We start from the raw sequence: 12,650 nt of genomic DNA on the forward strand, positions 1-12,650 counted from the left end.
TTTCTAAAGAAGAAGGTGGTCGTCATACTCCATTCCTTAACGGCTACCGTCCACAGTTCTACTTCCGTACAACTGACGTAACTGGCGCAATCCAATTACAAGACGGCGTTGAAATGGTTATGCCAGGTGACAACGTTGAAATGTCAGTAGAATTAATCCACCCAATCGCAATGGACCCAGGTCTACGTTTTGCGATCCGTGAAGGTGGTCGTACTGTAGGTGCTGGTGTTGTTGCGAAAGTAACTGCATAAGCATAATATAGTGACGGATTTCGTCTCAGGTTGAGGGCTTTGGCTCTCAACTTGCATTATAGGTCAGTAGTTCAATTGGTAGAGCGTCGGTCTCCAAAACCGAATGTTGGGGGTTCGAGTCCCTCCTGGCCTGCCATATTTTCAAATAAAAAGCTTGATGCTGGCTTAGTTGTTCATATAATAAGTCGCGAGTTCTACGACGAGTACAAAAATGTCGAATGATAAATCGCGTGACGCATTGAGCGACGCGCCAATTCCTCAAAGAAATAATTCTGCTGAAGTTGTTCGTTCTGGTTCGCCTCTAGATATTGTTCTATGGGTGATTGCGATTGCATTATTGGTTTTAGCTGTTATGGCGAATCAGTATTTACCAGCGCATTGGGCACCTGCAAACAATATTTGGGTGCGCGTTGGGGCAATTTTTGCTTGTATCGTTGTGGCTTTAGGTTTATTATACGCCACCCATCAAGGTAAAGGCTTCGTTCGTTTGCTAAAAGATGCACGAGTCGAATTGCGTCGAGTAACTTGGCCAACAAAACAAGAAACAGTCACCACATCGTGGCAGGTTCTATTGGTTGTAGTTGTTGCATCATTGGTTTTATGGTGCTTTGACTATGGTTTGGGTTGGTTAATTAAGTTGATTATCGGGTAAAAGAGCTATGAAACGTTGGTACATTATTCATGCCTACTCTGGCTATGAAAAACAAGTGTTACGTTCACTTACAGAACGAATCCAGCGTAGCGCTGTTGCTGATAGCTTTGGTGATGTCCTTGTTCCTACCGAAGAAGTGGTAGAAATGAAGGATGGTAAGAAACGTAAATCTGAGCGCAAATTCTTTCCTGGCTATGTGTTAGTCGAAATGGAAATGAATGATGATACTTGGCATATCGTTAAAGAATGTCCAAAGGTTCTAGGTTTTATCGGTGGTACACCTGAAAAACCAGCACCAATCACTCAGCGTGAAGCGGATGCGATTCTTGCGCGTGTACGTAATACAGGTGAAGCACCACGTCCTAAGACGATGTTTGAGCCAGGCGAAGAATTACTTGTTATTGACGGTCCATTCACAGACTTTAAAGGTGTTGTGGAAGAAGTTCAATATGAGAAGTCACGTTTAACGTTGACGATTAACGTATTTAATCGACCAACTCAGGTTGAACTCGAGTTTCGCCAAGTCGAAAAAACGATTTAATCTTAATTGGTTGAAAAACGCCCGATTTTATCGGGCATTGTTGTTGTAATAAAAGTGTAGCGTAAACATTGGGGAGCCTAGCGGCGTTTGTACCCAGAGGTATTTTAAAATGGCTAAGAAGATTGACGGCTATATCAAGCTGCAAGTTCCAGCTGGTAAAGCAAATCCATCTCCACCAATTGGTCCTGCATTAGGTCAACGTGGTGTAAACATCATGGCATTCTGTAAAGAATTCAATGCTGCTACACAAAAAGTTGAACAAGGTCTTCCAATTCCTGTAGTGATTACTGTGTATAACGACAAGTCGTTCACATTCATCATGAAAACTCCACCAGCTTCTATTCTTCTTAAGAAAGCTGCTGGTATCCAAAAAGGTTCACCTGTACCAAACAAAACTAAAGTTGGTAAGTTGACTCGTGCTCAGTTAGAAGAAATTGCGACTACTAAAGAACCAGATTTAACTGGTGCTGATTTAGACGCACGTGTACGTACCATCGCTGGTTCTGCACGTTCTATGGGCTTGGAAGTGGAGCTATAAGACATGGCAAAGTTAACTAAACGTCAAAAAGCCATTGCTGCTGCTGTTGAAGCAAACAAAGTTTACACTTTGGAAGAAGCGGTTCAAGTTCTTAACAGCTTACCTGCTGCGAAGTTCAAAGAATCTTTAGATGTAGCTGTAAACCTTGGTGTAGATCCGCGTAAATCTGATCAGGTTGTTCGTGGTGCGACTACATTACCTGCTGGTACTGGTAAAACTGTACGTGTAGCGGTATTTGCTCAAGGCGCGCAAGCAGAAGCTGCTAAAGAAGCTGGTGCGGACATCGTAGGTTTTGATGACCTTGCAGAAAGCATCCAAGGTGGAAACCTTAACTTTGATGTTGTAATCGCTGCTCCTGACGCTATGCGTGTTGTTGGTAAGCTCGGTACAATTCTTGGTCCACGTGGTTTAATGCCAAACCCTAAAGTTGGTACTGTAACTCCTGATGTAGCGAATGCTGTTAAAAACGCTAAATCTGGTCAGGCTCGTTACCGTGTAGACAAAGCGGGTATTATCCATGCTGCGATCGGTCAGTTAGGCTTTGAGGCTGCTGCTATCCGTCAAAACGTTGAAACCTTAGTTGCTGACTTGAAAAAGTTAAAACCTGCAACTTCTAAAGGTGTTTACATCAAAAAGATCACTTTGAGCTCAACTATGGGTCCTGGTCTTACTGTTGATGTAAGCAACGTTTCTAACTAAGTTTAAAACTTAGTCAAGAATTTTAAAGTCCTGATTGAGGGCAGAGTATAAAAAATCATAGATTTTTTATACTCATTCAAAGTAATGCTTTGTTTCCTCACTCATCAGGCGGACTTTGAATTGATAAATGTAAATTTATCAGCGTCAAAGACCACAGGCGAAGAGACTTCTTTTGAATATCTTCTTAATAGCCCAGCCTGCGTAGACGCGGTGGTGTGATTTATTCCTCCTCCGCGTGTAAGTCAAATCTTTGTTGACTTGCGAATTGGGAGTGTACTTTTTTGAGTACATAAATCACCGTTAGGAGGTTTTACAATGGCTCTTCTTATTGAAAGCAAAAAACAGATCGTTGCTGAAGTGGCTCAAACTGCTTCTACAGCGTTCGCTGCCGTTGTTGCTGACTATCAAGGTTTAACTGTTGAGCAATTAACTGCTCTTCGTGTTGAAGCTCGTAAACTAGGTGTTGCTACACGTGTTGTACGTAATACTTTGGCTAAACGTGCTCTTCAAGATACGCAATTTGCAATCTTGAATGACAACCTTGTTGGCCCAACAATCTTAGCATTCTCAACTTCTGAAGACGATATGGGTGCAGCTGCACGCTTGTTTGAAGAATTTGCTAAAACTAACAAAGCATTTGAATTAAAAGCTGCTGCATTTGACGGCAAACTTTATCAAGGTGCTGAAGTTAGCGTTATCGCAAACCTTCCAAACCAAGAAAAAGCGCTTACTATGCTCGCATCTGTTCTTCAAGCTCCTATTTCGAAATTGGGTCGCTTACTTACAGCGCTTCAAGAGAAAAACGAGTCAGAAGCTGCTTAAGCTTAAATCTACTTCCACACCATTCAATACCCATTTGGAGTTAATCTCATGGCTTTAACAAACGAAGAAATCCTAAACGCAGTTGCTGAAAAAACTGTTCTTGAACTTGTTGAACTTATTTCTGCTTTTGAAGAAAAATTCAACGTATCTGCTGCTGCTGTAGCTGTAGCTGCTGCTCCTGCTGCTGCTGCTGCTGAAGAACAATCTGAATTCAACGTTGAGTTGACTTCTTTTGGTGCTAACAAAGTAGCTGTAATTAAAGCAGTTCGTGAAGCAACTGGCCTTGGTCTTAAAGAAGCTAAAGACCTAGTTGAAGGTGCTCCTCAAGTTCTTAAAGAAGGCGTTTCTAAAGAAGAAGGCGAAGAACTTAAGAAGAAACTTGAAGAAGCTGGTGCTACAGTTACACTTAAGTAATTGTAAAAGGAGTCGGTTTTTAAATCGGCTCCATAAAATGGCTGATGGCTCTTGGGTCATCAGCCTTTTTGCGTTACAATAATCGGCTCGATTTTTGTTTGTTCTGTACAATAATTGTCGTGTTTTAGAATAATCAGAGTAATTTCAAATGTTTACCAATATTTTTCTTTTTAAAAAATATTGTTAAGCGTTTTAATACCACTAAAAATTGCAGCATTTGTAAACAGTGGTGGCCATATCGGCCTGTGTAATTCCTTCTGAGCCCGTTCTGCAGGCGGGCTTGGTTTACTTTCCGAGGACTCCAGATGGCATACTCATATACCGAAAAGAAACGGATCCGTAAGAATTTTGGTAAATTGCCCCAAGTAATGGAAGCACCGTACTTACTTTCGATCCAGGTCGATTCGTATAGAACGTTCTTGCAAGGTGGCAAATCTCCAAAAAACCGCGAAGATATCGGTCTCCAAGCCGCATTTCGTTCAGTTTTCCCTATAGAAAGTTATTCTGGCAATGCTGCTTTAGAATTTGTTGAGTATAGCCTTGGTAAGCCTGAGTTTGATGTGCGTGAATGTATTTTACGTGGTTCGACTTATGCGGCACCAATGCGCGTAAAAATTCGTTTGATTATTAAAGATCGCGAAACTAAATCTATTAAAGACGTACGTGAACAAGAAGTCTACATGGGTGAAATGCCACTCATGACAGACAATGGTACCTTTGTGATCAATGGTACTGAGCGTGTAATCGTATCTCAATTACACCGTTCACCTGGTGTGTTCTTTGATCACGATAAAGGCAAAACACATTCAAGTGGTAAAGTACTTTATTCTGCACGTATTATTCCTTACCGTGGTTCATGGTTAGATTTCGAATTTGATGCAAAAGATTTAGTTTATGTACGTATTGACCGTCGTCGTAAATTATTAGCAACTGTTGTGTTGCGTGCATTGGGTTATAACAATGAACAAATTTTGAATTTGTTCTATGAAAAAGTGCCTGTATATCTTGATATGGGTAGCTATCAAATTGACCTCGTTCCAGATCGTCTGCGTGGCGAAATGGCGCAATTTGATATTGCAGACAATGATGGCAAAATCATTGTTGAGCAAGGTAAACGTATTAATGCACGTCACGTACGTCAAATGGAAGCTTCTGGTTTAGCTAAGCTATCAGTTCCTGATGAGTACTTGTATGAGCGTATCACTGCCGAAGATATTACTTTACGTAATGGTGATGTGATTGCTGCAAATACATTGTTAAGCCATGAAGTTATGGTGAAACTGGCAGAAGGCGGTGTTAAACAGTTCAATATCTTATTTACGAACGATATTGACCGTGGTTCATTTGTTGCTGACTCATTACGTGCTGACACAACATCTGGTCGTGAAGAAGCATTAGTTGAAATCTATAAAGTAATGCGTCCAGGCGAGCCACCAACAAAAGAAGCTGCTGAAAACTTATTTAATAACTTATTCTTCTCTTCTGAACGTTATGACTTATCTCCAGTAGGTCGTATGAAATTCAACCGTCGTTTGGGTCGCCCATACGAAGTTGGTACTGACCAGAAGTCACGTGAAGTAGAAGGTATTTTATCGCACGAAGATATCATCGATGTATTACGTACATTAGTTGAAATCCGTAACGGTAAAGGTGAAGTCGATGATATCGATCACTTGGGTAACCGTCGTGTACGTTCTGTTGGTGAAATGACTGAAAACCAATTCCGTGTTGGTTTGGTTCGTGTTGAACGTGCTGTTAAAGAGCGTTTAAGCCAAGCAGAAACAGATAATTTATCTCCGCAAGATCTCATTAACGCAAAACCAGTTGCAGCTGCAATCAAAGAATTCTTTGGTTCAAGCCAATTGTCTCAGTTTATGGATCAAAACAACCCATTATCTGAGATTACACATAAACGTCGTGTTTCAGCGCTTGGGCCTGGTGGTTTAACGCGTGAACGTGCGGGCTTTGAAGTACGTGACGTACATCAAACTCACTATGGTCGTGTATGTCCAATTGAAACGCCGGAAGGTCCAAACATTGGTTTGATCAACTCGCTTTCTGTTTATGCAAAAGCGAATGATTTTGGTTTCTTGGAAACACCTTACCGTAAAGTGGTAGATGGCCGAGTAACTGATGCTGTTGAATACCTTTCTGCTATTGAAGAAGTAGGTACTGTTATTGCACAGGCCGATTCTGCGATAGATAAAGATGGTAACTTAACAGAAGATTTTGTTTCTGTTCGTCACCAAGGTGACTTTGTACGTATGCCACCTGAAAAAGTGACGCATATGGATGTATCTGCACAGCAGGTTGTATCTGTAGCTGCATCACTTATTCCATTCCTTGAACACGATGACGCGAACCGTGCATTGATGGGTTCAAACATGCAACGTCAGGCGGTTCCTACTCTACGTGCGGATAAACCGCTTGTAGGTACAGGTATGGAAGCGAACGTTGCACGTGACTCAGGCGTATGTGTGATCGCAAACCGTGGTGGTGCGATTGAATATGTAGATGCTTCTCGTATCGTTATTCGTGTAAACGAAGATGAAATGATTGCAGGTGAGGCTGGTGTAGATATTTACAACCTCATTAAATATACACGTTCTAACCAAAACACTTGTATCAACCAAAATATTATCGTGAATTTAGGCGACAAAGTTGCTCGCGGTGACATTCTGGCAGACGGTCCGTCAACAGATATGGGTGAGCTTGCGCTTGGTCAAAACATGCGTGTAGCGTTCATGACGTGGAATGGTTACAACTACGAAGACTCGATCTTATTATCTGAGCGTGTACTTCAAGAAGACCGTTTAACTTCTATTCATATTCAAGAATTATCATGTGTAGCGCGTGATACTAAGTTAGGTGCAGAAGAAATTACTGCCGATATTCCTAACGTAGGTGAAGCTGCACTTTCTAAACTTGATGAATCGGGTATCGTTTATATCGGTGCGGAAGTTACTGCTGGTGACATCCTTGTTGGTAAAGTAACGCCTAAAGGTGAAACTCAGTTAACTCCTGAAGAAAAATTGCTTCGTGCAATCTTTGGTGAGAAAGCAGCTGACGTTAAAGACTCATCTTTACGTGTTCCATCTGGTACTAAAGGTACAGTTATCGATGTTCAAGTCTTCACTCGTGATGGCTTAGAGAAAGATGACCGTGCGATGGCAATTGAAAAAGCACAGCTTGACGCTTACCGTAAAGACTTGAAAGAAGAATACAAGATCTTTGAAGAAGCAGCTCGTGAGCGTGTAATTCGTTTGCTTAATGGTCAAGAGTCTAACGGTGGTGGTTCGACTAAACGTGGCGACAAGCTCGTTGAAGATATGTTGTCTGGTTTAGAACTTGTTGACTTACTTGAAATCCAACCTACAGACGAAGCAATTGCTGAACGTTTATCTCAAATTCAAGTGTTCTTGAAAGAGAAGAGCGCAGAAATTGATGAGAAGTTTGCAGAGAAGAAACGTAAGCTTTCGACTGGTGATGAGTTAACAACTGGTGTTCTGAAAGTTGTTAAAGTTTACCTGGCAGTTAAACGTCGTATTCAGCCTGGTGATAAAATGGCTGGTCGTCACGGTAACAAAGGTGTTGTATCTAACATTTTACCTGTTGAAGACATGCCACACGATGCTAACGGTGTGCCGGTAGATATCGTATTGAACCCATTGGGTGTACCATCTCGTATGAACGTGGGTCAGATTCTTGAGACTCACTTGGGTATGGCAGCTAAAGGGCTTGGTGATAAAATCGAAAAAATGTTGAAAGAACAGCGCACAGTTTTAGAACTTCGCGAATTCTTAGACAAGATTTATAACAAAGTCGGCGGCGAGCAAGAAGATCTTGATAGCTTAACTGATGCTGAAGTCTTAGCACTTTCAGGCAACTTACGTGCTGGTGTGCCTTTAGCTACTCCTGTATTTGATGGTGCTGAAGAAAGTCAAATTAAAGACTTACTTGAATTAGCTGATATTTCGCGTACTGGTCAAACAGTATTGTTTGATGGTCGTACGGGTGAACAGTTTGATCGTCCTGTAACTGTAGGTTACATGTACATGCTCAAATTGAACCACTTGGTTGATGACAAAATGCATGCGCGTTCAACTGGTTCTTACTCACTTGTTACACAGCAACCGCTTGGTGGTAAAGCACAGTTCGGTGGTCAGCGTTTCGGTGAGATGGAGGTCTGGGCACTCGAAGCTTACGGCGCAGCATATACACTTCAAGAGATGTTAACTGTTAAGTCGGATGACGTTGAAGGTCGTACACGCATCTATAAGAATATTGTAGATGGTAACCATTATATGGATCCGGGTATGCCTGAATCGTTCAACGTATTGACCAAAGAGATCCGTTCTTTAGGTATCAACATTGAACTGAAAAATGGTGACTAAGTCGTAAGACTCACGATTTTTTAGGAAAAAACAATATTTGTGACCCAGTCGGGTAAGCGTTGCTTCCCGACACACGGAGAAAAAAATTGAAAGACTTGCTCGATATCATGCGTAAGAAAACGGACTCAGATGGTCATGCACCAATTGAGTTTGACCGTATCCGTATTGGTCTTGCGTCACCAGAAATGATTAAGTCATGGTCTCATGGTGAAGTTAAAAAACCTGAGACAATTAACTACCGTACTTTCAAACCAGAACGTGACGGTTTGTTCTGTGCCAAAATTTTTGGTCCAGTAAAAGATTACGAATGCTTGTGTGGTAAATACAAGCGTATGAAATACAAAGGCGTCATTTGTGAAAAATGTGGCGTTGAAGTAACTACAGCGAAAGTTCGTCGTGAACGTATGGGTCACATTGAACTCGCTTCTCCAGTTGCACATATCTGGTTCTTAAAATCGTTACCATCTCGTATCGGTTTATTACTTGATATGACACTTCGTGATATCGAACGTGTATTGTATTTCGAATCATACGTTGTAACTGACCCAGGTATGACTCCGTTTGAAAAGTATCAACTTTTAACAGACGAAGAATACTTCAATGCACTTGAAGAGCACGGTGATGAATTCACTGCGAAAATGGGTGCAGAAGCGATTCAGGACTTATTAAAAGATATCGATCTTGAAGCTGAAATCGCACGTTTACGTGAAGAAATTCCTCAAACAACTTCTGAAACGAAGTTGAAAAAAGCGTCTAAACGCTTGAAATTGATGGAAGCATTCAACGATTCAAACAATAAGCCAGAATGGATGGTGATGAATGTACTTCCGGTACTTCCACCTGATTTACGTCCATTAGTTCCACTTGAAGGTGGTCGTTTCGCGACTTCTGACTTGAACGATTTATATCGTCGTGTCATTAACCGTAACAACCGTTTGAAGCGTCTTCTTGATCTTGCAGCACCAGACATTATCGTACGTAACGAAAAACGTATGTTACAAGAGTCTGTAGATGCATTGCTTGATAACGGTCGTCGTGGTCGTGCAATTACTGGTTCTAACAAACGTCCGTTAAAATCTTTGGCAGATATGATCAAAGGTAAACAAGGTCGTTTCCGTCAGAACTTACTTGGTAAGCGTGTTGACTATTCTGGTCGTTCGGTAATTACTGTAGGTCCTACTTTACGCCTTCACCAATGTGGTCTTCCGAAGAAAATGGCACTTGAATTATTCAAGCCATTCATTTTCGCGAAACTACAAGCTTCAGGTCAGGCAACAACCATTAAAGCTGCGAAGAAAATGGTTGAGCGTGAGACCCCAGAAGTTTGGGACGTTCTTGCTTCTGTAATTCGTCAACATCCAGTAATGTTGAACCGTGCGCCAACACTTCACCGTTTAGGTCTTCAAGCATTTGAACCTATTCTTATTGAAGGTAAGGCAATCCGTCTTCACCCACTCGTTTGTGCTGCGTTTAACGCCGACTTCGACGGTGACCAAATGGCGGTACACGTTCCATTGACACTTGAAGCACAGTTAGAAGCTCGTGCATTGATGATGTCAACAAACAACATCTTGTCACCAGCAAATGGTGAGCCGATCATCGTTCCTTCTCAGGACGTTGTCTTGGGTCTTTATTACATCACACGTGATGCGATAAATGCTAAAGGCGAAGGCATGGTGTTTGCTGATACTCACGAAGTAAACCGTGCACTTGCAACTGGTCAGGTTGCGATTCATGCTCGTGTTAAAGTACGTGTGCATCAAACTGTTATCAATGAAGATGGTGAACGTGAACACGGAACTATTATTGTTGAGACAACACCAGGTCGCTGTTTGCTTTGGGAAGTTGTTCCACAAGGCTTAAGCTTTGACATGATCAACCTTGAGATGACTAAAAAGAATATCTCAAAGTTAATCAACTCTTGTTACCGTAAACTTGGTTTGAAAGATACAGTTATCTTTGCTGACCAATTAATGTACTTGGGCTTCCGTCAAGCGACTCGTTCAGGTGTATCTGTAGGTATGGAAGACATGTTAATTCCACCTACTAAGCACACAATTATTGATAAAGCAGAAACAGAAGTTCGTGAAATCGAACAACAGTTCGAACAAGGTTTCGTAACTGCTGGTGAGCGTTATAACAAAGTTGTCGATATCTGGGCGCGTACAAACGACCAAGTTGCTAAAGCAATGATGGATAACTTGTCTTATACCGTTGTGAAAAACAAACAAGGTGAAGACGAGAAGCAAAAATCATTCAACAGCATCTATATGATGTCTGACTCTGGTGCCCGTGGTAGTGCGGCACAGATTCGTCAGCTTGCTGGTATGCGTGGCTTGATGGCAAAACCAGACGGTTCGATTATCGAAACGCCGATTAAAGCGAACTTCCGTGAAGGTTTGACAGTACTTCAGTACTTCATTTCAACACACGGTGCGCGTAAAGGTTTGGCCGATACAGCATTAAAAACTGCGAACTCTGGTTACTTGACACGTCGTCTTGTAGACGTAGCACAAGATTTGGTAATTACTGAGCCTGACTGTGGTACAGCGGGTGGTTTAGTGATGACTCCATTCATTCAAGGTGGCGATGTTATCGAGCCATTACGTGACCGTGTATTAGGTCGTGTAACTGCTGAAGATGTACGTCGTGCGTCTGATGATGAAGTTGTATTACCTCGCGGTACGTTAATTGACGAAAAAATCGCAGCTCATCTTGAAGAAGCGGGTGTGGATGAAGTCAAAGTACGTTCAGTAATTGCTTGTGAATCTGCTTTTGGTGTATGTGCTAGATGTTATGGCCGTGACCTTGCACGTGGTCACTTGGTTAACCCAGGTGAATCAGTAGGTGTAATGGCAGCACAGTCTATTGGTGAACCAGGTACACAGTTAACGATGCGTACGTTCCACGTTGGTGGTGCTGCGAGCCGAACTTCTGCTGCAAACAGTGTTCAAGTACGTAACAAAGGTACTGTACGTTTCCATAACGTGAAAACTGTACAACATGCAAAAGGTCACTTGGTTTCAGTTTCTCGTTCAGGTGAAATTGGTATTGCCGATGATTTAGGTCGTGAACGCGAGCGCTATAAACTTCCTTACGGTGCAAGCATCTTGTTGAAAGATGGTGAATCTGTAGAAGCTGGCGGTATTGTGGCGACTTGGGATCCGCATACGCATCCACTTGTTACAGAAGTTGCTGGTAAAGCACGTTTCAGCCAAATCGCTGATGGTGTAACTGCAACATCAAAAACTGATGATGCAACTGGTATGACTACCGTTGAAATCTTGCCTGTAACAGCTCGTCCTGCTTCTGGTAAAGATTTACGTCCTGCAATCGTGTTGGATACAACAGATGGCGGCGAACAGTTCTACTTCTTGCCACAAAACACAATCGTAACTGTTCGCGATGGCGAAACGATTGGTGTGGGTGACGTTATTGGTCGTGTACCACAAGAAACATCACGTACTCGTGATATTACCGGTGGTCTTCCGCGTGTAGCTGACTTGTTCGAAGCACGTAAGCCGAAAGAACATGCAATTCTTGCTGAAGTTTCAGGTGTTGTAAGCTTCGGTAAAGAGACTAAGGGTAAAAACCGTTTGGTAATTAGCCCTGATGATGGTTCTGAGATCTACGAAGAGTTGATTCCAAAATGGCGTCAAATCAACGTGTTTGAAGGCGAGCATGTGAACCGTGGTGAAACTGTTTCTGATGGTCCACAAAACCCGCATGACATCTTACGTTTGAAAGGCGAAGTTGCATTAACTAACTACATCGTGAACGAAGTTCAAGACGTATACCGTCTCCAAGGTGTAAAAATCAACGACAAACATATTGAAGTTATCGTACGTCAAATGTTGCGTAAAGTTGATATCACCGATGGTGGCGATACAAGCTTCATCAAAGGCGAGCAAGTGGATTACATCCGCATGGTACAAGAGAACCAAGCTGTCTTGGCTCAGAACAAGTTCCCTGCGAAGTTCGAACGTCTATTGATGGGTATCACTAAAGCATCGCTTTCTACTGACTCGTTCATCTCTGCTGCATCGTTCCAGGAAACAACTCGTGTGTTAACTGAAGCGGCTGTAACAGGTAAAGAAGATGATTTACGTGGCTTGAAAGAAAACGTTGTAGTGGGTCGCTTGATTCCAGCTGGTACTGGTCTTGCATATCACCTAGAACGTCGTCGTCAAGAAGCAGAAGCTGCTGAACATGAGCTTCACAATGACTTCAGCGAAGTAGACCAAGCATTCAGCCAAGCATTAAACTCAGAACAATTCTAAGTTTGGACTGGCACTAAAAAAGGCACCTAAGGGTGCCTTTTTTATTTATAACAATTAAA

Annotated in this window: 8 protein-coding genes, 1 tRNA gene and 1 pseudogene; all 10 read left to right on the plus strand. The window is 42.2% G+C overall.

The features are described from left to right. A pseudogene (locus HL290_RS10195) lies at nucleotides 1-251 on the plus strand (elongation factor Tu); the annotation flags it as partial. 60 nt (nucleotides 252-311) lie between these two features. Continuing rightward, nucleotides 312-387, plus strand: a tRNA-Trp gene (locus HL290_RS10200). 75 nt (nucleotides 388-462) lie between these two features. Next, nucleotides 463-903 (plus strand): preprotein translocase subunit SecE, encoded by a 441-nt coding sequence (gene secE / locus HL290_RS10205; protein ID WP_004640737.1) that lies wholly within the window; start codon nucleotides 463-465, stop codon nucleotides 901-903. A 7-nt stretch (nucleotides 904-910) separates the two neighbouring features. Next, complete coding sequence (gene nusG / locus HL290_RS10210; protein WP_003654499.1) at nucleotides 911-1,444, plus strand: transcription termination/antitermination protein NusG; 534 nt, start codon at nucleotides 911-913, stop codon at nucleotides 1,442-1,444. Nucleotides 1,445-1,553: 109 nt separating this feature from the next. Next, nucleotides 1,554-1,982: a 50S ribosomal protein L11 gene (gene rplK, locus HL290_RS10215; RefSeq protein ID WP_003654500.1), complete on the plus strand. Its 429-nt coding sequence runs from the start codon at nucleotides 1,554-1,556 to the stop codon at nucleotides 1,980-1,982. A 3-nt stretch (nucleotides 1,983-1,985) separates the two neighbouring features. Next, nucleotides 1,986-2,681: a 50S ribosomal protein L1 gene (rplA, locus tag HL290_RS10220; protein WP_198496418.1), complete on the plus strand. Its 696-nt coding sequence runs from the start codon at nucleotides 1,986-1,988 to the stop codon at nucleotides 2,679-2,681. 315 nt (nucleotides 2,682-2,996) lie between these two features. Next, a complete protein-coding gene (gene rplJ / locus HL290_RS10225; protein ID WP_005037259.1) occupies nucleotides 2,997-3,503 on the plus strand; it encodes a 50S ribosomal protein L10 in 507 nt (168 codons plus the stop codon). A gap of 48 nt (nucleotides 3,504-3,551) precedes the next feature. Continuing rightward, the gene (gene rplL, locus HL290_RS10230) at nucleotides 3,552-3,917 is read left to right on the plus strand and encodes a 50S ribosomal protein L7/L12 (protein WP_005037257.1); all 366 of its coding nucleotides are present in this window, start codon (nucleotides 3,552-3,554) and stop codon (nucleotides 3,915-3,917) included. A gap of 305 nt (nucleotides 3,918-4,222) precedes the next feature. After that, complete coding sequence (gene rpoB / locus HL290_RS10235; RefSeq protein WP_198496419.1) at nucleotides 4,223-8,311, plus strand: DNA-directed RNA polymerase subunit beta; 4,089 nt, start codon at nucleotides 4,223-4,225, stop codon at nucleotides 8,309-8,311. A gap of 86 nt (nucleotides 8,312-8,397) precedes the next feature. Continuing rightward, entirely contained in the window at nucleotides 8,398-12,591 is a 4,194-nt protein-coding gene (gene rpoC / locus HL290_RS10240) for a DNA-directed RNA polymerase subunit beta' (protein ID WP_003654505.1), read from the plus strand. The last annotated feature ends 59 nt before the right edge of the window (nucleotides 12,592-12,650 follow it).

The sequence above is a fragment of the Acinetobacter sp. AC1-2 genome, from assembly GCF_016124155.1.
Lineage (GTDB): Bacteria > Pseudomonadota > Gammaproteobacteria > Pseudomonadales > Moraxellaceae > Acinetobacter > Acinetobacter calcoaceticus.

What these genes read in the sequence shown, in the direction of transcription:
- secE (WP_004640737.1), top strand. Translation starts at nt 463, where the DNA reads ATGTCGAATGATAAATCGCGTGACGCATTGAGCGACGCGCCAATTCCT.
- nusG (WP_003654499.1), top strand. Translation starts at nt 911, where the DNA reads ATGAAACGTTGGTACATTATTCATGCCTACTCTGGCTATGAAAAACAA.
- rplK (WP_003654500.1), top strand. Translation starts at nt 1,554, where the DNA reads ATGGCTAAGAAGATTGACGGCTATATCAAGCTGCAAGTTCCAGCTGGT.
- rplA (WP_198496418.1), top strand. Translation starts at nt 1,986, where the DNA reads ATGGCAAAGTTAACTAAACGTCAAAAAGCCATTGCTGCTGCTGTTGAA.
- rplJ (WP_005037259.1), top strand. Translation starts at nt 2,997, where the DNA reads ATGGCTCTTCTTATTGAAAGCAAAAAACAGATCGTTGCTGAAGTGGCT.
- rplL (WP_005037257.1), top strand. Translation starts at nt 3,552, where the DNA reads ATGGCTTTAACAAACGAAGAAATCCTAAACGCAGTTGCTGAAAAAACT.
- rpoB (WP_198496419.1), top strand. Translation starts at nt 4,223, where the DNA reads ATGGCATACTCATATACCGAAAAGAAACGGATCCGTAAGAATTTTGGT.